Annotated in this window: 18 protein-coding genes; 4 read left to right on the top strand and 14 right to left on the bottom strand. The window is 68.7% G+C overall.

Going from position 1 to position 25,324, the window contains the following annotated elements:
* Positions 1–14 precede the first annotated feature (14 nt).
* A complete protein-coding gene (gene guaB, locus J2S53_RS12340) occupies positions 15–1,526 on the bottom strand; it encodes an IMP dehydrogenase (RefSeq protein WP_456241092.1) in 1,512 nt (503 codons plus the stop codon).
* 362 nt (positions 1,527–1,888) lie between these two features.
* Between guaB and J2S53_RS12345 the strand changes: the two genes are divergently transcribed.
* A complete protein-coding gene (locus J2S53_RS12345; protein ID WP_092625948.1) occupies positions 1,889–2,290 on the top strand; it encodes a DUF5319 family protein in 402 nt (133 codons plus the stop codon).
* Positions 2,291–2,397: 107 nt separating this feature from the next.
* On the opposite strand, the gene J2S53_RS12350 is transcribed toward J2S53_RS12345, so the two are convergent.
* The 4 genes from J2S53_RS12350 to J2S53_RS12365 form a co-directional block, all read right to left on the bottom strand.
* The gene (locus J2S53_RS12350) at positions 2,398–3,705 is read right to left on the bottom strand and encodes an anti-sigma-D factor RsdA (protein ID WP_456241093.1); all 1,308 of its coding nucleotides are present in this window, start codon (positions 3,703–3,705) and stop codon (positions 2,398–2,400) included.
* Positions 3,706–4,278, bottom strand: coding sequence for a sigma-70 family RNA polymerase sigma factor (locus J2S53_RS12355; protein WP_043570589.1), 573 nt, complete (start codon positions 4,276–4,278; stop codon positions 3,706–3,708).
* 720 nt (positions 4,279–4,998) lie between these two features.
* Positions 4,999–5,595 (bottom strand): response regulator transcription factor, encoded by a 597-nt coding sequence (locus tag J2S53_RS12360; RefSeq protein WP_026152733.1) that lies wholly within the window; start codon positions 5,593–5,595, stop codon positions 4,999–5,001.
* Positions 5,596–5,886: 291 nt separating this feature from the next.
* Positions 5,887–6,957, bottom strand: coding sequence for a MerR family transcriptional regulator (locus tag J2S53_RS12365; protein ID WP_456242782.1), 1,071 nt, complete (start codon positions 6,955–6,957; stop codon positions 5,887–5,889).
* 341 nt (positions 6,958–7,298) lie between these two features.
* On the opposite strand from J2S53_RS12365, the gene J2S53_RS12370 reads away from it, so the two are divergent.
* The gene (locus J2S53_RS12370) at positions 7,299–7,601 is read left to right on the top strand and encodes a WhiB family transcriptional regulator (protein ID WP_092625944.1); all 303 of its coding nucleotides are present in this window, start codon (positions 7,299–7,301) and stop codon (positions 7,599–7,601) included.
* A gap of 567 nt (positions 7,602–8,168) precedes the next feature.
* Here J2S53_RS12370 and groL read toward each other — a convergent pair.
* A complete protein-coding gene (gene groL / locus J2S53_RS12375; RefSeq protein WP_092979468.1) occupies positions 8,169–9,776 on the bottom strand; it encodes a chaperonin GroEL in 1,608 nt (535 codons plus the stop codon).
* Positions 9,777–10,016: 240 nt separating this feature from the next.
* Positions 10,017–10,307, bottom strand: coding sequence for a co-chaperone GroES (gene groES / locus J2S53_RS12380; protein WP_092625188.1), 291 nt, complete (start codon positions 10,305–10,307; stop codon positions 10,017–10,019).
* A 316-nt stretch (positions 10,308–10,623) separates the two neighbouring features.
* Here groES and J2S53_RS12385 point away from each other — a divergent pair, with 316 nt between their 5' ends.
* Together J2S53_RS12385 and J2S53_RS12390 are read left to right on the top strand one after the other, a co-directional pair.
* Positions 10,624–12,201, top strand: coding sequence for an alkaline phosphatase D family protein (locus J2S53_RS12385; protein ID WP_456241094.1), 1,578 nt, complete (start codon positions 10,624–10,626; stop codon positions 12,199–12,201).
* A gap of 699 nt (positions 12,202–12,900) precedes the next feature.
* Entirely contained in the window at positions 12,901–14,493 is a 1,593-nt protein-coding gene (locus J2S53_RS12390; RefSeq protein ID WP_456241095.1) for an alkaline phosphatase D family protein, read from the top strand.
* A 153-nt stretch (positions 14,494–14,646) separates the two neighbouring features.
* On the opposite strand, the gene tsaD is transcribed toward J2S53_RS12390, so the two are convergent.
* The 7 genes from tsaD to J2S53_RS12425 form a co-directional block, all read right to left on the bottom strand.
* Positions 14,647–15,714, bottom strand: a complete 1,068-nt coding sequence (gene tsaD, locus J2S53_RS12395) for a tRNA (adenosine(37)-N6)-threonylcarbamoyltransferase complex transferase subunit TsaD (protein ID WP_456241096.1) — start codon at positions 15,712–15,714, stop codon at positions 14,647–14,649.
* A complete protein-coding gene (gene rimI / locus J2S53_RS12400) occupies positions 15,711–16,259 on the bottom strand; it encodes a ribosomal protein S18-alanine N-acetyltransferase (protein WP_456241097.1) in 549 nt (182 codons plus the stop codon). Before rimI ends, tsaD begins: the two co-directional genes overlap by 4 nt.
* Positions 16,256–16,960 carry a tRNA (adenosine(37)-N6)-threonylcarbamoyltransferase complex dimerization subunit type 1 TsaB gene (gene tsaB, locus J2S53_RS12405; RefSeq protein WP_456241098.1) on the bottom strand — a complete coding sequence of 235 codons (705 nt, stop codon included), beginning with the start codon at positions 16,958–16,960 and terminating at the stop codon, positions 16,256–16,258. Before tsaB ends, rimI begins: the two co-directional genes overlap by 4 nt.
* A 142-nt stretch (positions 16,961–17,102) precedes the next feature.
* Positions 17,103–20,936 (bottom strand): glycoside hydrolase family 2 TIM barrel-domain containing protein, encoded by a 3,834-nt coding sequence (locus J2S53_RS12410; protein WP_456241099.1) that lies wholly within the window; start codon positions 20,934–20,936, stop codon positions 17,103–17,105.
* A 250-nt stretch (positions 20,937–21,186) separates the two neighbouring features.
* Positions 21,187–22,356: an allantoicase gene (alc, locus tag J2S53_RS12415; protein WP_456241100.1), complete on the bottom strand. Its 1,170-nt coding sequence runs from the start codon at positions 22,354–22,356 to the stop codon at positions 21,187–21,189.
* Entirely contained in the window at positions 22,353–23,726 is a 1,374-nt protein-coding gene (allB, locus tag J2S53_RS12420) for an allantoinase AllB (RefSeq protein WP_456241101.1), read from the bottom strand. The genes alc and allB overlap by 4 nt, the downstream gene beginning before the upstream one ends.
* 434 nt (positions 23,727–24,160) lie before the next feature.
* Positions 24,161–25,285 carry a glycerate kinase gene (locus tag J2S53_RS12425; RefSeq protein ID WP_456241102.1) on the bottom strand — a complete coding sequence of 375 codons (1,125 nt, stop codon included), beginning with the start codon at positions 25,283–25,285 and terminating at the stop codon, positions 24,161–24,163.
* Between the last annotated feature and the right edge of the window lie 39 nt (positions 25,286–25,324).

A 25,324-nucleotide genomic window follows, 5' to 3' on the forward strand; every position in this document is an offset into this window, starting at 1 on the left:
CCCGGCGGGGCAGGCTACCGCGTGGTGTAGTTGGGTGCCTCGGCGGTCATGGTGATGTCGTGCGGGTGGCTCTCCTTGAGCCCCGACGCCGTGACCCGGACCAGGTGGGCCTGCTGCAGTTCCGGGATGGTTCCGGAACCGGTGAAGCCCATCCCCGAGCGAACTCCGCCGATCAGCTGGTGCACCACCTGCCCGAGCGGGCCGCGATACGGCACCCGGCCCTCGATGCCCTCCGGGACCAACTTGTCCTCGGAGAGCACGTCGTCCTGGAAGTAGCGGTCCTTGGAGTAGGACTTGCCGTTCTCCCGCGAGGACATCGCGCCCAGCGACCCCATGCCCCGGTAGACCTTGAACTGCTTGCCGTTGACCAGCACGAGCTCCCCGGGGGCCTCCGCCGTGCCCGCGAACAGGCTGCCGAGCATCACGCTGCTGGCACCGCTGGCGATCGCCTTGGCGATGTCGCCGGAGTACTGGATGCCGCCGTCGGCCACCAGCGGAACCCCGGCGGGACGGCAGGCCTGGTCCGCCTCGTAGATGGCGGTGATCTGCGGTACGCCGACGCCCGCCACCACCCTGGTGGTGCAGATGGAGCCCGGCCCGACGCCGACCTTGACGCCGTCGGCCCCGGCGTCGACGAGGGACTGCGCCCCGTTCCTGGTCGCGACGTTGCCCCCGACCACGTCGACGGAGTCGCCCAGTTCGCTCTTGAGCGTGGCCACGGTCTCGGCGACGGCCTTGGAGTGGCCGTGGGCGGTGTCGACCACCAGCACGTCCACCCCCGCGTCGACCAGCGCCATCGCCCGCTCATGCGAGTCGGCCCCGACCCCGACGGCCGCACCGCACAACAGCCTGCCGTCGGCGTCCTTGGTGGCGTCCGGGTACTGCTCGGTCTTGACGAAGTCCTTGACCGTGATCAGCCCACGCAGCTTGCCCGCGTTGTCCACGATCGGGAGCTTCTCGACCTTGTTCCTGCGCAGCAGGTCGAGCGCGTCGTCGGCGGTGACCCCGACCAGGGCGGTGATCAGGGGCGCCGAGGTCATGATCTCGCGCACCCGCTTGGTGTGGTCGGTCTCGAACCGCATGTCACGGTTGGTGATGATGCCCACCAGCGTGCCGTCCGGATCGGCTACCGGAACGCCGGAGATGCGGTAGCGCGCGCACAGCGCGTCCACATCCGACAACGAGTCCTCGGGAGAGCAGGTCACCGGGTCGGTGACCATTCCCGCCTCGGAGCGCTTGACCACCTCGACCTGGGCGGCCTGCTCGTCGGCCGGAAGGTTGCGCTGCAGGATTCCCACGCCGCCGAGTCGGGCCATGGCGATGGCCATCCTCGCCTCGGTGACCGTGTCCATGGCCGCCGAACTCAGCGGGGCACGCAGCTGGATGTTGCGGGAGAACCGGGTGCTGGTGTCCACGGCACTGGGAACGATGTCGGACTCGCCGGGCAGCAACAGCACGTCGTCGAAGGTCAGCCCGAGCGTCGCGAACTTGGTCGGGAACCCCGGGGCGGTCAGCTCGCTGGTCATAGCGCGAAGGAGTGCCTTCCTGGTGTCTGTTTGAAGTGCGTCGTGTGGATCCCGTCCGGGAACGGTTGTCTCACTCGGTGAGTATCCGGACCCGCGAGACACTCCCGGAGCCCGTTCCACGACTCGAACGGGGCCTGTTTCGCGACTCGGACGGGGCCGCTCGAATCGACGATCGAGCCGGTGCCTCGCGGCGAAGCGGACCCGGCGAGCCGTTCCGGCGGAGACGGCCGGAAGGCACGAGGTACCCACCACCGAAAAACGCCTTCGACACGACTCACGGGCGGTGTCCCCACATGGTATCCAGAGCCGATTACCAGCGGTTCCCCGGCCACGGCTCGGCGGGGTTGGACGCTACCGGTACCGTGCGGGTCGTGCCGCATGACCCATTGCCACCAGACCCGTTCGCGGGCGATCCGGAAGACCCGAGCATGGCCCTCGGCGACCAGGAATTCGAGCAGGACCAACAGCTCGGCGACGAGGAACGTGCCGAACTGCTGTCCGACCTGGCCGACCTCGCCGTGTACCAGGCGTTGCTGGAGCCGCGCGGTATCCGCGGGATCGTCGTGGACTGCTCGGACTGCGGCGAACCGCACTACCACGACTGGGAACTGTTGCGGTCGAGCCTGGAGCAGCTGCTCAACGACGGCCGGATGCGCCCGCACGAACCGGCGTACGAACCGAATCCGGGCCACTACGTGAGCTGGGAGTACTGCCGTGGGTTCGCCGACGGTGTGATCGAGACCGAGGACCAGCGCAGCCGCTGAGGATCAGCGTAGGCACTGCGGATCAACGTAGGCATCGCGGACCGGTGCGGCCGCTGGGAACTCCCGTACCCGGCCGGGCGGCGAACCCGCCCGGCCGGTTCGCCCGCTCAGTCGGACTGGGAATCGCGCGCCCGACCGCTTCCCGACCCCGAAACGGTGTCGTCACCGCTGCTGGACGAACCTGTCTCGCTGGGATCGGTTTCGCTCGGCGACGGCGGTCGCTCCTGATCCGAGGTGGTACTCGGCTCGGACCCGTCCGTCGGACTGGGCGTGGTCTCCGAGGAGGGCGGGTTGCTGTCACCGGAAGTCCCCGGGGCATCGGTGGCGGAGCTACCGGGCTGTTCGGAACCGCTCTCGTCCGGCGCGGAGCTCCCCGACTGTTCGGAACCGCTCCCCGTGGTGGAGGAGCCGACCGACGAAGCCGGCGGACGGTCGAACTTCGCGCTCAACGAGGCGTGCGCGGCACGCAGGTCGGAACGCCGTTCTCCCGGATCGATGGTGCTGAGCTGCTCTTCCGCACGGTGCAGAGCGGTGTCGGCCGCCTCCTCGCGGCCGTCCTGCCAGGCTTGGCTGGCCATATTCAACTGGGTCTGCGCACGGGAAGCGGCGGCGGCCGAAGCGGCACGGTCGCTGTAGAGAACCTGCGTGACGCCCCACAACGCGTCTCCCGGCGCGGCGTCACGAGCGGCGAGACCGACTCCGGTGAAGCCGATCATCAGCACAGCCGCGGCGCTGGCCACGGGCACCAGGTGACGCAGCCTGGGAACGCGGGAACGGCGCCTGGGCCTGCCCGCCGCCACCGCGGCGGCGGCACGCTCGACGTCGACGAGTTCCCCTATCGGTGTCGCGTCGACATCCCGCCGCCAAGCGAGCAACATATCCTCGACGTCGGTCTCGGCATCGGCGGAGCCGCTGTGACCTCCCGACTGGCCGAGCATGTCCAACAACTCGTCGTCGTCCCGCAGGCGCGCGAGGTCGACGGGCTCCGCGTCCTCCCCGACAACGGCCCCGGTGAGCTCGTCCGCCAGGGCGATATCCTCCTCGGAGGCCAGTTCCTGCTCGGACAACAGCATGTCCTCGGAGAGCAGCGTGTCCTCGGAGAGCAGCGTGTCGTCCGAAAACGTGACGTCGTCGGACTCCGGGACGGAGCGCTGCCCGCCCCGCGGGAAATCCACGATCTCGGCATCGGTGTTATCGGTCTCGCCGGGATGCTCCGGCTCATCAGGCACACCGACGTCTTGATCATTCGAGGGGTGTTCGTCGGATCGAGATTCGACACTCGTTCCGGAATCGTCACCGGACGAATCGGGGCCGGACTCGGTCTCCTCTTCGGCACTGAACCGGTCGTCCTGCCGGCCGGGCTCGGCGGAGTCACGCCCGTCGTCGTCACTTCCGGAGCCTCTTCGTTCCGCCAATCAGACCACCTCCTCCGCGGACAGCGTCTTTCGCAGCCGGGCGAGCGCACGGTGCTGCGCCACACGCACCGCTCCCGGCGTCGAACCGACCGCTTCGGCGGTTTCCTCCGCGGACAACCCGACGACCACCCGAAGCAGCAGGATCTCCCGCTGCTTGGCGGGCAGCACGCGCAGCAACTGCGCCATCCTGCCCGAAAGCTCACCCTGTATGGCCCGCTGCTCGGGTCCGGCCTGGTCTTCCGGTGTTTCCGGAGGATCCGCGACCGGTTCGGACCGATTGCGAGCCGATGCACGGTGCGCATCGGCCACCTTGTGCGCGGCGATGCCGTACACGAACGCCAGGAAAGGCCGTCCCTGGTCCCGGTAAGTGGGTAACGCTGTCAGCACAGCGAGACACACCTCCTGGGCGACATCGTCCGCCGAAGCGAACGTACGTTCGTTTCGGCCAACCCTGGCGCGGCAGTACCGCACCACCAAAGGACGGATTTCGGCCAGTAAGCGCTCGATCGACTGGCGGTCGCCGTCGATGGAGGCGCTGACAAGAGCGTCCAGCCCGTCCCCCACGTTGCTCATCGCAGACGCCAGCCTCGGTGTTACGCGTTGACTTGAATCGAAGTTGCCCGGATACGCGCCAAGCGCGCTGATCCCGTGGTCACACTACCGTTTCGGTGTAGCGCTCCGTACACCGAGTGGACCGGGTGAGCAGCGAGTCACGACGGCGAGGTGAACCCGGCGAACCGAGTCCGACATGGGAACGCCCCGGCACCACGAGAGCAACATCGAACAGTTTCTCCTGGTCAACTGGCATACCACCACGGAGGAACCGTAGGGATGAAACCGGGAACAGCACTGTGGAACACCCCAGCGGGACGCTTCGTCGTGAAACGTCCCGGACAAGTCACACCCCGGACAGGAGACCGTGATATCGGACACGGCTACCGCGACTGACACAACGGTGGACTCCGGATGCCGCGCACCGGCGTAGGAGTGCCCGGGAACGGGCGACGAGACATCGCTCGCCGACCACGGCGGCCGAGGCGGTTCGCATCACCGCCTCAGTCGACCACGACCGGCAACCCGGCCGGACTCCGCCGCACCCGAACGAACCCCTCCGACGTGACCGCACGACCGTCTCGGGGGCCGGCTCGGCGAGTTCGGGCACCCGCCGGGACGGGTGGACGAGAACCGCGCCGAACGGAGCCGAACGGACCTGTAACGAGCACGGTTCACCGACGGAACACCGGAATCACCGGGAGGCGGTCGAACGCTCGGAAGTACCGATCGGACGCCGTTTCAAGCGACGAGGCCGCGTCGAAAACCGTGGGCGACCGCCTGCGCCCTGTCCCGGACTCCGAGCTTGCGGAACAGGCGCCGCGCGTGGGTCTTGACCGTGTCCTCGGAGAGGTAGAGTTCACGGCCGATCTGACCGTTGCTCTTGCCCTGCGCCATGCCACGCAGCACTTGCAGTTCGCGATCGGTGAGCTGCACACCCGGATCGGACGGTTGCCGAGGGGCGGGAACCGAAGTACTCGCCAGGGTGTGCGCCAACGCGGCCACGAGTTCCGGCCTGGAGGCATCCCAACGGAGGTAACCACGCGCGCCACCCGCGATGGCGGCCGCGATACTTCCGGCGTCGTCCGGTGCGCCGAAGACGATCACGTTGGCCTGCGGATGCGCGGAGACCAACCTGCGAGTGGCCTCAACACCGTTGGGCACCGCACGCTGGGTACCCACCAGAACAACGTCGACCGCCTGTCGGGCGAATCGGGAGAGCAGCTCGTCACCGTGTGCTACACAGTCGATTCGGCTCACACCCGGTACAGCCGACATCACACGGGTGAGCCCCTCCCGGACGCTCCGCCGGTCATCACAAATCAAGACCGTCGTCACGGGAACTCCCTTCCTACAGGCGAGTGAACGTTCCACCTCCTTCATCGGAAACATTCGGACAGAGCTTGACCCGCGCGTCGCGCCGATCAACCACTTTCGAGTGATAAACACGCCGGGCACGTCTCACCGGAACGGAGCATTCAAACCGTAAGAGTTTCACCCATTCCGGGGTATATTCCGCGACGCGCCCACTACCTGCGATATTCACTCGAACGTACTCAACAGAAAGTCCCATTTGGACGGTCGGGTCCACCTGGTCGCGACACGAGGATCATTACGTGATCTATATCACTATTGACTCTCCCCGAAATCCCGCACCAGTTCGTCGAGCCGTCGCAACGCCCCTTCCCAGGAACCCAGGTGCTCCACCTGTTCGGGCAACGCCTCGGGCGACCAACCGCCACCCGCCACGAAGACGCGAACCCGCTGGCGCGGTTTGGGCAACCCCGTGACCAGCCGGGGATCGGCGAAAGCCGAGTACTCGGACCAGACGAGCACCGCGGCGGGCGCCGTCCGCCGAATAGCGGACTCCAGCCCCTCCCTGGGCAGCGCGGCGGCGAACAGCCGGTGTCCGATGCCCGCACTGGCCAACGCGGCCGCGAGCGCCAACAGTTCCACGGACTGCTGCTCACCGACCGCCGGCGCGAGCAACACCGGACGCGGAGTGTGCGGCTCGGGGGCATCGGCGATCACCGACCGCAACGCGGTTACCGCCGAGTCCTCCAGCAGCTTCGGCATCTCCGAACCACTGCCGGTGCGCTCACGCAGTTCGGAGAGAGCACTCAGCACCGGCCACAGCACCTCGCACAGCGTCGCTCGGACCCCGTCCCGCTCCGCGCTGCGGCGCAGGATGCGCTGCGCGGCGAACGCGTCCAGCGCCAGCACGGCCCGACCGAGCCCACGGGCGTTCGGGCTCGCCCCGCCGAGCCGCAGCCCCCGCCCACCGGTGTTGGCCGTGTCGATCCGCTCGGCGTTCGAGGTCCCGTCGTCGCCGAGCACACCGCTCAGCAGCACAGAGCCGTCCTCGTTCACCTCGGCCACGGCACGTGACTCGGACTCCGGCCTCGAGTCGTCACGGGAGGAATCGGCCACCGGGGACCGGGCCTCACCGCCGGCGCCCATCGCCGCCGTGGCACCACCGTGCCGGACGGCGGACGCGTGCGCGTAGCGGGCCGCCTCCGCGGGGGAAGCCCCCCGGAGCAGGGCGTGCTGCATCAACTCCAGCCGAGCGATGTCCTCCGGCCCGTAACGGCGGTGCCGTCCGGAGGAGTGCTCGGTGGGTCCGAGCCCGTACCGACGGTCCCAGGTACGCAACGTAGCGGGAGCGATTCCCAGCCTGCGCGCGACGGCCGCGACCGACAGCTTCGGGGTGACGGGAACATCGGGCGTCTCCCCCTCGTCGGACTCGCACTCGTCACCCGCTGAGCCGTTCGTGGTGGCGGACAGAGCTCCACATCCGGCCGATTCGGCGTTCACAGCCGACCACCTCGTCACCTCGACCACATCATCATCGGACATGTTCGTGGTAGCGCACGTGTCGAGGCAACCCGGCATGGTCATCGCAATGTCACTCCAACGTGAACCACCTTTACCAGCCAAAAGGGTTGAACAAGCTTTGACTCGGTTTTACTGTGATCCGTGCGAGGCTGCGGTAACACACCGTGGCAGGGAGGGGACCCACCGAATTGGAGGTGGTCGTCGCAATGGCGGACACACGACGTCTTCCCGGGCCGAACGCCGATATCTGGGATTGGCAGATACAGGGCCTGTGCCGGGGGATGGACAGCGCGTACTTCTTTCACCCGGACGGAGAACGTGGCCCGGCCAGAGCCAGGCGGGAGGCCAAGGCCAAGGAAGTGTGCCATCGCTGTCCGGTTCTGGAGCAGTGCCGGAAACACGCACTGACCGTGCAGGAGCCCTACGGCATCTGGGGCGGGCTCTCGGAGTCGGAGCGTGAGGTAATGATCAAGAACAGTCGAAAGACGGACGAACCGCTGGCGGTGTGACGCACCGGCAGGGGGAGCGCCCGGAAAGCGGTACACCGGGAAACGATTCGAACGAACCGACAGGTCCCGGGAGGAGCGGGGAAGGACATCACGAGACCGGCCGGGCACCCGGCTCCGAGGGCCAGGAGTGACCGACCTCGGAAACCACGACAGAACTCGCTCGTGCGGACGGGTATCCGGGCACCACGTGGATCGGCAGCCCCGAGGCGTTGGACAACCCCGAGGTGTTGGGCGACCCCGAGCTGCCGGGCTGCCCCGAACGGCGAGGTGGACCGGTCGTATCGCACGGCGACCGCACACCGATGTGGTACTCGGCCGACGAACCGGGTACGGAGCGGGGCTCCGGTTCGCACGGGACCGGAACCGGAGCACAGCGGCATCGGCTCGTCCGAGGCCGTCGAGCCCGTGTCGCGGTGAGTGGGGAGACCGCCGACGTGTCGGAGTCAACGGGGGGAGCACGGCGACGGCTCGCGGGGCCGCGACACGAAATCGGGGCGGCACCGTCCGGTGCCGCCCCGATTCCAACGGCGGTGGCCTCACCCACCGGTGAGGCCGTGCCGGTGAGCGTCAGTGGCTGTGCCCGCCGGAGGAGTCTTCCTCCTCCTCGGGCTTGTCGACCACGGCGCTCTCGGTCGTGAGGACCATGCGCGCGATGGACGCCGCGTTGAAGACCGCGGAGCGGGTCACCTTCAGCGGGTCGACCACGCCGGGGCCGGTGAGGTCGCCGAAGGTGAGGTCGGCGGCGTTGAAGCCCTCGCCCCACTTCATCTCGCGAACCTTGGAGACCACGACCGCGCCTTCCTCGCCCGCGTTGTTGGCGATCCAGAACAGCGGGGCCTCGAGGGCACTGCGCACCAGCTGGACACCGGTGGCCTCGTCACCCGACAGGCCGAGGTTGTTCCCCAGCGACTTGGTGGCGTGCACCAGGCTGGACCCACCGCCCGGGATGCTGCCTTCCTCGGCGGCGGCCTTGGCCGCGGCCACGGCGTCCTCGATACGGGACTTGCGTTCCTTCATCTCGGTCTCGGTGGCCGCACCGACCTTGAGGACGGCCACACCGCCCGCGAGCTTGGCCAGCCGCTCCTGCAGCTTCTCGCGGTCCCAGTCCGAGTCGCTGGCCTCGATCTCGTTGCGGATCTGCTTGACCCGGGCCTGCACGTCGTCCTTGCTGCCGCCACCGTCGACAACCGTGGTGTTGTCCTTGGTGACGGTCACGCGGCGCACGGAGCCCAGCACCTCGGGGCCGACCTCGGAGAGCTTGAGTCCGACGTCCGGCGAGATCAGCTGCGCACCGGTCACGGCGGCCAGGTCCTGCAGGAACGCCTTGCGGCGGTCACCGAAGTAGGGGGCCTTGACCGCGACGACCTTGAACGTCTTGCGCACGGCGTTGACCACCAGCGTGGACAGCGCCTCGCCCTCGACGTCCTCGGCGACGATCAGCAGCGGTTTGCCGTCGTTGGCCACCCGCTCCAGCAGGGGCAGCAGCTCCTGCATGTTGGAGATCTTGTCCTGGTGCAGCAGGACCTGGGCGTCCTCCAGCACGGCTTCCTGCCGCTCGGAGTCGGTGACGAAGTACGGCGAGACGTAGCCCTTGTCGAACTGGACACCCTCGGTGACCTCCAGCTCGGTGGCCAGTGTCGAGGACTCCTCGACGGTGATCACACCGTCGTCGCCGACCCGCTCCATCGCCTCGCCGACCAGCGAACCGATGTTCTCGTCGCGCGAGGAGACGGTCGCGATCTGGGCGATGTTGTCGCGCCCCTTGACCGGAGTGGACTGCTCCTTGAGGGACTCGATCACCGCTTCGGCCGCCTGCTGGATGCCGTTGCCCAGCGAGGAGGGGTTGGCACCCGCGGCGAGGTTGCGCAGACCGCCGCTGACCAGCGCCTGCGCCAGCACGGTCGCGGTGGTGGTGCCGTCGCCGGCGACGTCGTTGGTCTTGGTGGCGACGCTCTTGACGAGCTGGGCACCCAGGTTCTCGTACGGGTCCTCCAGATCGATCTCACGGGCGATCGTCACACCGTCGTTGGTGATCTGCGGCCCGCCGAACTGCTTGTCCAGTACGACGTGCCGACCGCGCGGCCCGAGGGTGACCTTCACGGAGTCGGCGAGTTGGTTCACGCCGCGTTCAAGCGAGCGGCGCGCCTCCTCCTCGAAGCTGATTTGCTTAGCCATGTTTCAACAGCCCTTCAGCGTGCGTGCCGGGATGTCTTTGTTCGCCGAACGGGCGCGCAGTCGTGTACGAGCGCGCGGCCGTTCCCGCGGCCGCCTGCCTGCGTCCGGCGAGACAGCGCTCGCAGGCGAACCGCCCCGGAAGCCCGCGTAGGGGACCGCCGGGGCGGTTTATCGCCCACGGGGACGTTCTTGTCCCCAGTCGGTTGACGAGATTCACTCGCCAGCGGGACGAGCCAGTCGTCAGTTGACGACGGCCAGCACGTCGCGGGCGGAGAGCACCAGGTACTCCTCGCCGTTGTACTTGACCTCGGTTCCGCCGTACTTGGAGTAGATGACGACGTCGCCTTCGTTGACGTCGAGCGGGATGCGGTTGCCCTTGTCGTCCACACGACCGGGACCGACAGCGAGGACCTTGCCCTCCTGCGGCTTTTCCTTGGCCGTGTCCGGGATCACGATGCCGGACGCCGTCGTCGTCTCGGCCTCACTTGCCTGGACAACAAGCTTGTCCTCAAGCGGCTTGATGCTCGCCACGGTGTGACCTCCGCCTTCTGGGGTCTTCGAAGCGTTGGCTGGATTCCTGACGGCTCCGTGACTCCCCGCCGTCGCGGGTGCCGGGGCGCTCCGGCGCCGTTCGTCTAGCACTCTACCGGGACGAGTGCCAACCTTCAACACGGCCCTGCCGAAAACCCCGCACCCCCGCTCGACGCCCCCCGAACGAGCATCTCACCCGGATACCGGTCGACATCGACTCACGCGCCGTTCAGGCTTTGCTGTCGAAATATACGAATAAAGCTCATTTTTGTGCGGCACGCTCTCCCGGCACGAATCCGTTCGACGAGAGGACCACATGAACTCACCGGCCGGACCCCCGAACTGGAATCGGCGGAAACTGCTGCTCGCGTCGGCCACCGCGGCCACGACGCTGGGGCTGGGAAGCGGCGCGGCAACGGCCCGCACGAGCGCCGCCCGGAACCGCGGCGACCCCTTCACCCTCGGCATCGCCTCCGGGGACCCCGACCCGCAGGGCTTCGTACTGTGGACCCGACTCGCCTACGACCCCCTCGCCGACGACGGACGCGGCGGGATGCCCGACCGGACGATCGATGTGGACTGGGAGCTCGCCGAGGACGAACGATTTCACCGCATCGTGCGACGCGGTACCGCGCGTGCCATGCCGGAGTGGGGGCACTCGGTCCACGTTGAACTCGACGGACTGCGCCCGGGGCGGGAGTACTTCTACCGGTTCCGCACCGGCGGGCACCTGACTCCCACCGGCCGCACCCGCACCACACCGGCCGCCGGCTCGCTGAGCCGACCGCTGACCGTGTGCACCGCCTCCTGCGCCGCTTGGGAACACGGCTACTTCACCGCCTACCGCAGGATCGCCGAGGACGAACCGGACCTGGTGCTGCACCTGGGCGACTACATCTACGAACTGGGACACCTGCAGTATCCGCTGCTTTCCGGAATAGCCCGCTCGGTCACCGGATTCCAGGCCGACAACCTGGCCGAGTACCGCAGGCGCTACGCGGAGTACAAGACCGATCCGGACCTGCGACTGGCGCACCGGACGGCGCCGTGGGTGGTGGTCTGGGACGACCACGAACTGGACAACAACTGGGCGGGCGACGACCCGGAACTGCCCCAACCGGATTTCGAGCGACGTCGGGCCGAGTCCTTCCGGGCCTACTACGAGAACATGCCGCTGCGCGCGAGCAACCGCCCCCAGGGCACGGACATGCGACTCTACCGGCGCATCCGGTGGGGCGGCCTGGCCAACTTCCACATGCTCGACACCAGGCAGTACCGCGACGACCAGGCGTGCGGCGGACTGGTCGGACCCTGCGGCACCGAGTCCGACCCGGAACGCAGCATCACCGGTGAGCGGCAGGAGAGGTGGCTGCTCGACGGACTGCGCCACTCCCGAGCCAGGTGGGACCTGCTGGGACAGCAGGTGATGTTCGCCCACCACGACACGCTGGACGGCCCGCTGACCATGACCAACATGGACAGCTGGGACGGCTACACCGCCTCACGCCGCCGGATCACCGAGGGCTGGCTGGCGGCAGGCGTACGCAATCCGGTGGTGCTGACCGGCGACATCCACGAGCACTACGCGGCCGACCTGAAACGCGACTACTCGGATCCCGATTCGCCGGTGGTCGGTTCGGAACTGGTCACCACCTCGGTCGCCTCGGGCGGCGACGCCGAGGACGACGAGTTCACCGATGATCCGGACAACCCGCACATCCGGTTCCACAGCGGGATGCGCGGCTACCTGCGTACCAGGATCGACGCCGAACGGCTGCGGGCGGACTTCCGGGTGCTGCCCTACGTCTCGCGGCGCGGCGCCGATGCCTCGACCAAGGCGTCCTTCGAGATAACCGACGGTGTGGCAGGACCGCGCGAGATCACACCGAGTTGAGCGAAATCCGCTGTCGGGGTGGCGCCGCACGGAGCGTCGCTCGATCGACTGTACACATAGTAGGCATCCGGTCACCCGCCCGGCGGTTGCGAGGTACGAAGTGGATCCCGGTCAACCAGATCGACATGAGAGAGATGCCATCGAAGGGGTGGGTGCGTACACCGTGATCGACTGTGTGCTCTAGGTTGCCGGGTATGCCAGCACCGAGCAGGCCGACGAACCAACCCTGGAAACGTCGTCCCCGCCCGTCCCGGCCCCCCGGACCACTCGCCCCACCCCGACGCCCCACGAACCGACGTAACTGAAGCGATCTCCCCGGCCGCTCCGCGACCGGGCGACACTTCGACGATTCCCACCGAAGAGCACGGACGACAGTTCCCCGAAAAAGCTTTCTCGAAAGATTTCCACGCTCCACAGCTTCCACGCTCCACAGCGGAGTTCCGGAGCGAAAACTCCGCGCCCGACGCCCCCGGCCCCCGACGGCGAGCTCCACGCCCGGCCGACCGGATTCCCCGTTCCACCCCGAGCGGTCACAGCGCCCCCATCCGACGGAAACCCGGCTGAAGCGCGAAAACCGGAGTGTAGGTATCTCGTGACCGAGAGTTCACCCGATTCCAACCGAACGCGGGTGGCTCGGACGACGATCACGGGCGATGGTGGTTCCCGGATAGTCCTCGAACAACTGTCTGGAGGAGCGGGATGTCCGACTCCACTACGTCCGGCCCCGACAACTCGGTGGGCCGCCGTTCGGTACTGCTGGGAGGGGCAGCCGCGGTCGGCGGTGCCGCGCTGACGAGCACGATCGCGGGATCCGCCTACGCCGACGTCCGGGGTCTGCCCGGTGCCGGTGTCGGCAGGCTGCGCGACCCCTTCAGCCTCGGAGTGGCTTCCGGGGATCCACTGCCGACCGGTGTCGTGCTGTGGACCCGGCTGGCTCCGGAGCCGACCGCGGCGGACGGCAAGGGCGGGATGCCGAACCGTCCCTACCCCGTGCGGTGGGAGATCTCCGAGGACGAGCGGTTCGCTCGACCGGTGCGCCGCGGCTGGGAATGGGCCAGGCCGGAGGAGGCGCACAGCGTCCACGTGGAGGTCGACGGGCTGCGTCCCGGTACCGAGTACTTCTACCGCTTCCGGGTGGGCAACGACGTCTCACCGGCCGGGCGTACTCGCACCGCACCCCCACCGGGGCACATGGGCGACCTGACGCTGTGCTTCGCGTCCTGTTCGCACTTCGGTGACGGCTACTTCACCGCCTACCGGAGGATGGCCGAGGACGAGCCGGGATTGATCCTGCACCTGGGCGACTACCAGTACGAGTACCCCGCTTCGGATCACGACGTGCGGAAGGTGCTCGGCCCGGAGACCCGCACGCTGGCCAACTACCGGCAGCGGCACGCGCAGTACAAGACCGACGAGGATCTGCAACTGGCCCACTCGGTGGCACCCTGGCTGGTGGTCTGGGACGACCACGAGACCGAGAACAACTGGGCCGACGAGGTGCCGGAACAACCGGACCCCGATTTCCTCGATCGGCGCGCGGCGGCGTTCCGGGCCTACTACGAGAACATGCCGCTGCGGCGGAGCTCCCGGCCGAGGGGGATCGACATGCGGCTCTACCGGCGCATCCGGTGGGGCGGGCTCGCCAACTTCCACATGCTCGACACCAGGCAGTACCGTGACGACCAGGCCTGTGGTGACGGGTACGGCATCAGTTGCGAAGACCGCTTCGACCCGAACCGGAGCATCACCGGCGAGCAGCAGGAACGCTGGATCATGAACGGTTTCCGGAACACCCGTGCGCGCTGGGACGTGCTGGGACAACAGGTGTTCTTCTCCAAGTTGGACCTCGACAGCGGGCCCGGCGAGGGATACAACATGGACGCCTGGGACGGCTACGTCGCCAATCGGGACCGGATCGCGCACGGGATGGCCAACAGCAACGTGCGCAACGGTGTGGTGTTCACCGGTGACGTGCACCGGCACTGGGCCGCCGAGATCCGTGACTCGCACGACCACCCGGACTCGCCGCCCGCGGGCACCGAGTTCATCACCACCTCGGTCACCAGCGGCGGTGACGGCAGCGAGGACGCCCAGCGGGGCGTGCTCGACGACAACCCGCACGTGAAGTTCTACAAGGACCGGCGTGGCTACGTCCGCACCAGGTTCAGCGCGGACGAGCTGCGGGTGGACTACCGCACGCTGGACTACGTCACCGAACCCGGGGCGCCCGCGCGGACCGCGGCCACCTTCGTGGTCGACGACGGGGAGCCGAAGTTGCACCAGCGGAATTGATTCCGCGACCGCGTGCTCGCGGTCCGGTGCGGACTCCTGGTCCGTGAGCGCGGTTGGGACGTGTGCTCCACGACGGGAGCCGCGTCCCAACCAAGCGGCAACGATTCGGCGCAGTGCCAGTTCGGCGCAACACCAGGTCAGCGCGGAACCAGGTCAGCGCAGCACCACGGTGTCCACCGACATCCCGGGGTTGGCCGACAGTCCCAGCGGTGAGGGTTCGACGCGGTTGGCCAGCACGTGCGCGCCCACGGCGGCGATCATCGCGCCGTTGTCGGTGCACAACCTGGGACGCGGCACCCGCAGCGTGATCCCGGCCTCGGCGCAGCGTTCCCGTGCCAGCCCGGAGAGTCGTGAGTTCGCCGCCACCCCGCCGGAGAGCACAATGGTGTCCAGTCCCAGCTCCACCGCGGCTCGCACCGCTTTCTCGGTGAGCACGTCGGCCACCGCCTCCTGGAACGACGCGGCGATGTCCGCGATCGGCAACTGCTTGCCCGCTTCGCGCGCCTGCTCCACCCAACGCGCGACAGCGGTTTTCAGCCCGGAGAACGAGAAGTCGAACTTCGCGTCCCGCGGCCCGGTCAGGCCGCGCGGGAAGGCGATCGCGTTCGGGTCGCCCTCCCGGGCCATCCGGTCGATCGGCGGGCCGCCGGGATACGGCAGGTCCAGGATGCGTGCCACCTTGTCGTACGCCTCTCCCGCAGCGTCGTCGATGGTCGAGCCGATCTCGGTCACCTCGTCGGCGACCCCGGCCACCGACAACAACTGGGTGTGCCCGCCGGAGACGAGCATGGCCAGGCAGCGGGACGGCAGCGGCCCGTGCTCCAGGGTGTCCACCGCGACGTGGCCGAGCAGGTGGTTGACGCCGTAGAGCGGAACCCCCAGCGCCGCCGCGTACGCCTTCGCCGCGGACACCCCGACCATCAGCGCACCGGCCAGTCCCGGCCCCGCCGTCACCGCGATCGCGTCCACATCGGACAACTTGATACCCGCTTCGTCCAGCGCCCGCCGCGCCGTGGGCTCCATCGCCTCCAGATGGGCCCTGCTCGCGATCTCGGGCACCACACCGCCGAACCGCGCGTGCTGCTCCACGCTGGAAGCCACCGCGTCGGCAAGCAATCGCACCGAGCCGTCCGGTTCGAGTCGGACCAACCCGACACCGGTCTCGTCACACGAGGTCTCGATACCGAGCACGATCCGGCCGGGGCCACCATCGGTACTCATACCGCTCCACCTTCCTGCTCGGCCGTACGCTCCCGGCGCCACATGGTGTAGGCGTCGGCGCCGGACGGCCGGTAGTAGCGCTCGCGCTTGCCGACCACCTCGAAACCGTGCTCCCGGTAAAGCGCGATCGCGGAATCGTTGTCGGTCCGCACTTCCAGGAACACCTGCGCCCGCTGCTCGTCCGCGCGAACCAGCAGCTTGCGCAACAGTGTCCTGCCGACTCCTTTCCGCTGGTAATCCGGGTCCACGGCGATGGTGTGCACCTCCGCCTCGGCACGCGGCGGCCGAGCCACGAGGGCCAGTCCGGCGTATCCGATCAACCGGTCCGCGGCGTCGTAGGCGCCCACGTAGTAGTCCCCACCGTCCAGCGCGGCGGCGAAAGCGTGCTCCGACCACGGATCGTCGTCGGGGAACAGCAGTTCTTCCAGTTCGGCGCAGCGCGGGAGATCGCGGCGGCGAAGCTTCGCGACGAACGGTTCGGACGTCTCCGCCGTCGTACCGGCCTCACCGGGGCGCTCGTTCCCGGGGTACTGGCTCTCGGTCACGTCCTCCCCCGCTCGGCCGTCACGGACTTCGGCGGTCCCGGCGCGGCAGCGTCCGGCCTGCGCAGGTACATCGGCACCAGGGGCCGGGGGTCCGCTCCGGCCACCACCTCCGCTCCGGCCACCGCCACGATGCCCTCGGGGCTCGGATAGGCGGGCTCGACCACCTCGAGCCCCAGGTCGGGGGCGTGCAGCGCGGCCGACTCGCCCGCGGCGGCCCGGACGTGCAGCCCCTCCAGGCGCGCGGGAAGTTCCTCGGGCCGGTCCACGGCGGGCTCGGTCAGCCGCTCGCGCACGCCGTACGGTTTCCTGGAGCCGTAGGCGGCCCAGTACACTTCGCTGCGGCGGGCGTCGGTGAGCACCAACAACGGCGAGTTCCCCTCGGTCCGCGCCGCTATGGCGTCCAGACTGCTTACGGGATACACCCGGGTCCCGGAGGCGTGACCGAGCGCCGCGGCCGTGACCATCCCGACCCGCAGTCCGGTGAACGGCCCCGGACCGGCGCCGACGACGATCGCGTCCACCTCACCCAGCTGATGACCGCCTTCCGCGAGGACATCGAGCAACTGCGGCGTGAGTAGTTCACCGTGGGCGCGAGGATTGACCGTTACGCGCTCGGCCAGCGAGTGCGGCCGAGTGTCCGCGAGCTCGACCAGCCCCGCGGTTACCGCGGGAGTCGAGGTATCCAACGCGATGACGAGCACAGTGGTTCAGAATACTTCAACCGCAGGTCATCGCCCTCAACGGGTCGGGGATCGCGGGCACCGCCCCCGACGTGCGGCGGGGCCGCCGGGCCGGTGGGATTCCGGCTCGACGGCCCCGTCGGGAAATCAACGCCCACGCGCCTCACCTTCCGGTGGGACGCAGCACCACCGAGTAGGTGTGCGGGCGGTCGGCACGCACCCGGTACTTGTCCCGCACCGGGTTCGGCGTGTCACCGAGGCCGGTGACGGCATCGGCGACGTGCAGCGTGATGAACGGATCCTCACGCAGCTGGTAGGAGAAATCAGTGCGCTCGGCGTTGGAGTACCGGTCGGCGGAGACCGCCAGGGAATCCCCGGAGACCGACAGCCCCGTGTGCTCGCCGGAGAGCTTCACCCACTCGGTGTCGACCTTGACGCCGTTGTCCTGTGGCGGCAGGAAGTCGAACCACTGTTCGTCGACCGTGGAGGACCAGCGCCCGATGTGCTGCGAATCCTTGCGATCGGGATAGGACTCGCCGGGCCCGCGGCCGTACCAGGTCATGTCGCCGAACGACTCGGGCACCCGCAGCGACATCCCGACCTTGGGCAGCCACGGCAACGAACGCATCCGTTCGCCGTAGGCCTCGACCCGGTGCTGGAGCTCGATGCCTCCGGAGGAGTCGATCCGATACGTCCAGCGGCTGTCGAAACCGTTACCGGAAACGTCGGGGGCCGAGGAACGGGTGCGCACGACCACCTTCGCCTTCCCGGACTCGGAGCGGCTCAGCCGAACCGAGCGAACCTCGGTCTCCAGCCGGTCCAGTCCCAGCTCCCGGAACTGCGCCTCGGGGTTGACCCCGCTCCAGTTGCTCCACTCGTTACCGGTCGGCGGCCGGAACACGTCGAGCTCGGGACCGCCGAGCAGCCGTTCGGTTCCGTCGGTGGACAGCGAACTCAACGTCCCCTGGTCGCGGTCGAAGGTGTACCGGAAATCGTCACCCCGCACCCGGACGTCGTCGGCGGCACGTCGCACCGAGAGCGACTCCGCGCTCCGGTTCCGCTCCCGGTCGGCACTACCGGGAGCGGCGGGTGCCTGTTCACCGCCCGCCGCGAGCTGTTCGGAGGCGATGGTGTGCCCCGCCGGGATGCCGCGGGAAGCTTCCCGCGACTTGGCGGTGAGCACCAGGAAGCGCTCCGTTTCACCCGCGCTCGGCAGGTCCAGGTCGACCTGTCGGCTCTCGCCCGGCCCCACGGTCGCGTTCACCGGACCGGCTGCCACCTCGCGACCGTCGGACATCAGCTTCCACCGCAGATCGTAGGCGTCAGTGCTCAGGGTGTGGTTGAGGTTGCGCACCACGAACCGGCCGTCGGCGGCATCGGTGGCCCCGTCGAGCGTGTCGAACCGGATCGGCGCGTGGCTGTAGGCCAGTTGCTTGAGCTCCGGCTGCGGAGTGCGGTCGGCGTTGACCAGACCGTTCACCACGAACTGCGAGGACCCGTAGGTGTCGTACTCTCCCGCGCGTCGCTGCTCGTCGAAGTTCAGCGCGAGAGCCGCCCGCTGCGCCGGATCGGCGCCGGAGGAGATGTCGCCCGGTGACAGCGCACTGTCGTAGACGCGGGCGTTGTCGACCACGGCGTGCGCGGTCCGCCCGGCGAAGCTGTCCCGGTGCTTCTCCTGGTTCCGGCCGACGGTGACGGTGTACATGGTGTTGTGCGCGATCTCGCCGTCGTAGGACTCGGCCGCCACCTGCTCACCGTCGAGGAAGAGCCGCACCTGCGAACCGTCGTAGGTGCCGGTGACGCGGTGCCACTCGCCCCACCAGTCGTCGGGGATCTCCACCCTGGCGGTGTGCCAGCCGCCCTCGCCGTAGACGAAGAACTCGACGTGGTTCCGATCCGACATCTGCAGTGCCCACTGCTTGTCGCCCTTGGCCAGGAAGGTGTTGGAACCGTCCCAGGACAACGGCTTGACGCGGACGTCGAGCGTGACCTCCTCGCCCGTTATGCCGAGCTTCGGGTCGCGGTACGCCTGCGCCCAGTCGTCCATTCCGGACAGTTTCAGCGCCTTGCCCTCCACGCCCTTCACCAGTGAGGGGTTGCCGTTGACGTGTACCGGGATGTCGTTGCCCGAGGAGTCGGGCAGCATCCGGCGTTGTCGCGACAGGCCCTGATCGACCCAGTCCCACACGAATCCGCCCTGCAGTGCGGGCTCGTCGCGGATGGTCTGCCACATGTCCTCGTAGTGCCCGAGGCTGTTGCCCATGGCGTGCAACCACTCGCCCATCACGACCGGTTTGGTCCCGGTGCGGGCGATCTCCTTCAGCGCACCGGGCGAGGGATAACGCGGTCCGGCCACGTCGGCGAAGGGCGCGTCACCGCCGTGGTTGTTGGCCTGGTGGTAGAGCAGCCTGGTCGGATCGACCGCGCGGGCGTGCTCGGCCATGTCGTAGTGGGCCTCGCCGAGTCCCGCCTCGTTCCCGGTGTCCCAGATGATCACGCTCGGGTGGTTCTTGTCGCGTTGCATCATCGCGTCGAACCGATCCGCGAAGGCGGCCTGCCATTCCGGGCGATCGGCGAGGCAGTCCCGTTCGGGCTCGGCCGAGCAGTTCTCCCGGTAGTGGGTCTCGGTGTCGACCTCGTCGGCCAGCAGCAGACCGTTGCGGTCGGCCAACCGGTACCAGTACGGATCGTTCGGGTAGTGCGAGGTCCGTACCGCGTTGATGTTGTTGCGCCGCATCAGGGCGACGTCCTCCCGCTGCCGTGCGCGACTGACCGTGCGTCCGGTCTCGGGATCGTGCTCGTGCCGGTTGACGCCACGCAGGTTCACCGGTTTGCCGTTGAGCAGGATCTGCCGGTCCTTCGTGGTGACCTCGCGGAAACCGACCGGCTGCTGGGTGGTCTGCTTGACCTCGCCGTCCGGACCGAGCAGCCGCAGCACCACGGTGTAGAGCGCGGGGTTCTCGTCGCTCCACAACTCGGGGGACTCGATCTCACGGCTGAGATCGATCCGGGCACTGCCACCGTCGACCTTCGTGGTCCCGTCGAGCCCGGCCACTCGATCGCCCTCGGGCCCGTGTAGCGCGGCCCGCACGCGGTGCCGTCCGGTGGTGCCACCCCGGACCGAGCTCAGGTCCACCCCGATGCCGAGTGTCGCGTCGGTGTAGGAGTCGTCCAGCTCGGTACGGACGGTGACGTCGGACATGTGGGTGCGCGGCACGCTGTAGAGCCGGACGCTGCGGAAGATCCCGGAGAAGTGCCAGAAGTCCATGTTCTCCAGGTAGCTGCCCGCGCTCCAGCGGTGGACCCGCACGGCGATGGTGTTCTTACCCGGGTGCAGGTACTGGCTGATGTCGTACTCCGCCGGGGTGTAGCCACCCTGGTCGTAGCCGACGTAGTTGCCGTTGATCCACACGAAGTTGCCGCTGGTGGCGCCCTCGAACCGAAGCAGCTGGCGCCTGCCGTCCCAGTCCTTCGGGAGGTGGAACTCCCGGACGTAGGCACCGGTCGGGTTCACGTCGTCGGGAACCTTCGGCGGATCGTACGGCGACACCTCGGAGGAGACGTTGCGGTAGATGGGGTGACCGTGGCCCTGCTGTTGCCAGACTCCCGGCACCGAGATGTCGTCCCACCGCTTGGTGCGGCTTCCGCGCTGCCAGCCTTCTGGGAGTTCGCGGTAGTGATCGGTGTAGCGGAACCGCCACTGCCCGTCCAACGACTTGGTCCAACGGGTGGGGCGGTCCTGTTTCGCCGCGGTGTCCTGGCGTGCGGCGCGCAACGCCTGTTCCGCGTTGTCGTAGGGGCGTAGGTAAGCGTGATGTGGTTGCTGGTTCTCCCCGACCCTGCTCGGGTCCTCCAAGTAGGACTCGACCGTGGCGGGATCGGTGGGGCCGTCCGGTTGCCGTGCCTGCGCCGTGGCGGGCGCCAGCACGACCATGACGGCCATCGCCGTCGCCGAGGCCAACCAGCCCGCGGGACGTAATCGACGCCTCGCGCTCATGAGCACCTCCCTCAGCAACAACACAGTGTGTAATCTTGTTTTTTCGTGTTTGTCACTGTGTTGTTGCTGAGGGATCTTGTCCGATTCGCCGGACGAGGTCAAGATTCATCCCACCGGTACCGCCCGAACAGGGCAGTACCGGTGGGACACGGACACCGGCGGCACAGCGATTTCGCGAGAAATTGACATCCGTACCCGGTGCCCGCGGCTTCCGCGGGGGAGCCGCACGATCGGGCGCGGCGCGCCGAACTCAGAGCAGGGCCGTGAGCTCGGGAGGAAGCGCCGCGTCCTCGGAGATCGGCCTCCGCGCGAGCAGCGTCTCGGCGGCGCCCTCGCCCGGCCCGGCCGCTCCGGTCAACACCTCTCGGGCCTGCACCGGCGGCAAATGGTTGAACCACCGAGCCACCAGGTGCCGCATCCCGTCCTCGGCCGCCCGGCCGTGCAGCCGCAACCGGGCCATCCCGCCGTCCGGGAACACGTCCAGTCGCACGTGGGTGACCTCGGCACGTACCGGCAGCCGGAACCGGTGGCAGGTGTCCGGTCGCAGCCTGGTGCGCGGCAGCAGCTCCGTCCAGGACGCGGGATCGTCCGGATCGTGCTCGCGGGCGTCGCAGCCGGACAGCGCGGCCCAGCCGGGCGCGTTGCCCTTGAAGTGGCTGGTGTCCACCTCGGCGCGCTCCACGGTCCCGGCCGCGGCCAGCCGCACCGAGACCCAGTCGTTGCCGTCGTCCCTGCGACGCGCTGTCTCCCAGCCCTCACCCATCACGCGTGCCAGCCCGGGAGCGAACAGGTTCGACGGCGAGGAGAAGAACATGTTGCTGCAACCGGTGACCCGGCCGCCGTTCTCCAACGCGCCCAAGTCGAAGCGGTCGGAGACCCAGCGCGGATCCGCCACCGGCTCACCGTGCACCCGCAACCGGGCGATACCACCGTCCGGGTGCATGCACAGCCGGACGTGGGTGTAGCGGTGCGGCGGATCAACGTCGAAGACGTTGCGGGTATGGCCCTCGACCGGACTGGGCGGCAGGATCTCCTCCCACTCCGCGTGTTCGAGCTCTCCCGGATCGGGATACCCCTCGACCGCGCAGGCCTGCACCGAGACCTCCGGCGGATAGTTTCCCTTGAAGAACGAGGTGTCGACGACGAGCCTGCGGATCAGGCCGGGCAGGCCGAGCCGGACGATCGCGTAGTCGAAACCGGGCTCGCGACGCCTGCGGGTCTCCCAGCCGTCGTAGATCTGTCCCTTGTGGCCGAAGCTGTAGGGCTGGTAGGTGGGTTCCTCGGGCTTGAGGAGGTTCTCCCGCTCGGCGAACAGCTCGTCGTTGGCGTAACCGGCCGATCCGCCGTAAACCCGGGAGGCGAGATCGGGCAACGAGGAACGGTACGAATCCTCGCTCGTGGTGTCCTGGTTCCGGCTCATGCTTCTCCTCGGTTGAGCAACTTGCCCGCGGGGGCGGTCCCGGCTTCCGGACCGGCGATCGGTGTGCCGCGCAGCCAGGTCGAACGCACCACCCCGGCCAGGGCCCGACCGTGGTAGGCGCTCACCGCGTTGCGGTGGTGGAGCTTCTCCGCGTCGACCACATAGGCGTCGTCCGGCGCGAACACGCACAGATCGGCGTCGGAACCGACCGCGAGGGCCCCCTTGGCACGCAGCCCCGAGACCCTCGCGGGGCCCGCGGACATCCAGGAAACGACGTCGGCCAGCTCGAAACCGCGCAACCTGGCCTGACTCCACACCGCCGACAGGCCGAGTTGCAGGCTGGAGACACCTCCCCAGGCGACGCCGAAGTCGCCGATGTCCAGCCGCTTGAGCTCCGGGGTGCACGGCGAGTGATCGCTGACCACGCAGTCGATGATCCCGTCGGCCAGTCCTTGCCACAGCAACTCGCGGTTGGCGGCCTCGCGCACCGGCGGGCAGCACTTGAACTGGGTGGCGCCGTCCGGGATCTCCTCGGAGGTGAAGGAGAGGTAGTGCGGGCAGGTCTCCACGGTCGCCCGAACCCCGTCGGCACGTGCCGAGGCGATCATCGGGAGCGCGTCGGACGAGGACAGGTGCAGGATGTGCACGCGGGCGCCGGTACGCCGGGCGAGTTCGAGCACCTGGGCGATGGCCATGTTCTCGGCCCCGCGCGGGCGGGAGTGCAGGAAGTCGCGGTAGTTCTCACCGTGCGCGCTCGGTGCGTGCTCGATGGCGTCGGAGTCCTCCGCGTGCACGATCATCGTCGCTTCCAGCTCGGCGACGATGCGCAGCGCCCGCTCCAGTTCCGCGGAGTCCAGCGGCGGGAACTCGTCCACCCCCGAGTGCAGCAGGAAGCACTTGAACCCGTAGACACCGCTCTCGTGCAGCCCGCGCAGCTCGTCGAGGTTGCCGTGCACGGCGCCGCCCCAGAAACCGACGTCGACGTGCACGTTGTTCCGGGCGACCTCGCGCTTGACCTCCAACGACCCCGCGTCGATGGTCGGGGGCAGGCAGTTCAGCGGCATGTCGACGATCGTGGTGATACCGCCCTCGGCCGCCGCGCGGGTCGCGGTGGGGAACCCCTCCCACTCGGAGCGGCCGGGATCGTTGACGTGCACGTGGCTGTCGACCATCCCGGGCAGCAGCACCTCGTCCTCGGCGAGTTCGACGGTGCGGGCACCCCGCATCGGGGCGTCGAGGGCTTCGACGGCCGCGATGCGTCCCTCCCGGACGCCCACACTGCCGGATACCTCACCGTTAGGACCGATCAACCTCCGCGCACGGAACACGACGTCGAATTCCGGAGCCGAGGAGTTGACGGGTTCGACCACCGCGACTACCTCCCAACTAAATTTTCAACAGAATGTTGAAGCCTGTCCCCCGTTCGGTCAACCCCTGTCGGATAACCGTGAGCCGCTCGATCTGCGTAGCGGTGTAGGTGGCGGAACCTCTCGCACGGCTCTCGCTGCGGGTGCCCCGACCTCGGGTAACGACGTCCCACCGCCCGGCGATTTCGCGAGAAATTGACGGAGCCGAGGCCATACCGCCGTGCTGGGGCGTCGATTTCTCGCGAAATCGACACCCCTGAGACCGCCGTCGGGAAGCAGCCGTGCGGATCGCAGCGCAGGGAACCCCGGTGCGTGAGTCGGATGCATCGCGAGGCCGGGCCGCCTCGCCGCGTAGGTCGCTACTCAAGAGCGGCCCGACACAGCAAGGCGCCGACTCACGTACCGGCTACGCAACCACGCTGCCCGAGCCGGGGACATCACAGAAAGTCGTCGGCGATGTGCTCGCCTACTCGGTGGAGGAGTGCGGCGGCACCTTCGATGGAACGCGCCGGGTCGGGCTGCAGATGCGCCAGGGCGTAGACCGCCGCGAAACCGCCGTCCCGCAGGCGCTGCCGGGACAGCGAGCACTTGCCCGCCACGGCCACCGTGGGCACGCCCGCCTTGGCGGCGCGCGCGGCCACGGCCGCGGGAACCTTGCCGTGCAGGGTCTGTTCGTCCAACGCGCCCTCCCCGGTGACCACCAGCGCGGCGCCCGCCAGATCGCGGTCGAAGTCGACGAGTTCGAGCACCACGTCACTACCGGAGCGGAATCTCGCCGACAGCGCCGTCATGGCGCCGTACCCCACGCCGCCCGCGGCACCGGCGCCGGGACGATCGGCGGACGAATCCCCGGTGACACGGCCTATGACCTCGGCGAACCGCTCCAGCGCACCATCGAGCCGCCGCACCTGCTCCGAACTCGCGCCTTTCTGGGGCCCGTAGACGTGCGCGGCGCCGGAGGAACCGCACAGCGGGTTGTCCACATCGGATGCCAATACCAGGTCCACACCCGCCAAGCGCGGGTCCAAACCGGACAGATCGGCACCGGTGATCCGTTCGAGACCCCCACCGCCGGGTGCGAGCGGATTCCCGGCGGCATCGGTGAACCGGGCCCCCAACGCGGTGAGCATGCCCGCCCCACCATCGGTGCAGGCACTGCCGCCGACACCGAGCACGATCTCGCTCACCCCGGCGTCCAGGGCGGCGGCGATCAGCTCCCCGGTCCCGTGGCTGGAGGCCCGCAGCGGATCGAACTCGCCTGGTGCGAGCAACGCGAGCCCGGAGGCCGAGGCGAGTTCGACGACCGCGGTCGTATCGCTGACCGCGATCTCCGCGCTCACTCTCCTGCCGGTCGGCCCGGTCACCCGCACGGGCGAGTGTTCGAACCGCCCGGTGGCCAGCGCGGCCCGCACGGTGCCGTCGCCGCCGTCGGCGACCGGGCTGGCGCGGACCGCTACCGAGGGCATTCTGCCGCGCAGACCGGCGACGACCGCCTCGGCGACCTCGGCCGCGGACAGCGATCCCTTGAACTTGTCCGGTGCGACGAGAACATGACCAGTCACAACACGCTCCGCATCTTCGAAAAGAGGGTGCCCCCTGCC

It is taken from the genome of Actinopolyspora lacussalsi (genome assembly GCA_030803735.1).
GTDB classification, from domain to species: Bacteria; Actinomycetota; Actinomycetes; order Mycobacteriales; family Pseudonocardiaceae; genus Actinopolyspora; species Actinopolyspora lacussalsi.

Coding starts and splice junctions, on each gene's coding strand:
- guaB (WP_456241092.1), bottom strand. CDS start 1,526: ATGACCAGCGAGCTGACCGCCCCGGGGTTCCCGACCAAGTTCGCGACG.
- J2S53_RS12355 (WP_043570589.1), bottom strand. CDS start 4,278: ATGAGCAACGTGGGGGACGGGCTGGACGCTCTTGTCAGCGCCTCCATC.
- J2S53_RS12370 (WP_092625944.1), top strand. CDS start 7,299: ATGGCGGACACACGACGTCTTCCCGGGCCGAACGCCGATATCTGGGAT.
- groL (WP_092979468.1), bottom strand. CDS start 9,776: ATGGCTAAGCAAATCAGCTTCGAGGAGGAGGCGCGCCGCTCGCTTGAA.
- J2S53_RS12385 (WP_456241094.1), top strand. CDS start 10,624: ATGAACTCACCGGCCGGACCCCCGAACTGGAATCGGCGGAAACTGCTG.
- J2S53_RS12390 (WP_456241095.1), top strand. CDS start 12,901: ATGTCCGACTCCACTACGTCCGGCCCCGACAACTCGGTGGGCCGCCGT.
- tsaD (WP_456241096.1), bottom strand. CDS start 15,714: ATGAGTACCGATGGTGGCCCCGGCCGGATCGTGCTCGGTATCGAGACC.
- J2S53_RS12410 (WP_456241099.1), bottom strand. CDS start 20,936: ATGAGCGCGAGGCGTCGATTACGTCCCGCGGGCTGGTTGGCCTCGGCG.
- alc (WP_456241100.1), bottom strand. CDS start 22,356: ATGAGCCGGAACCAGGACACCACGAGCGAGGATTCGTACCGTTCCTCG.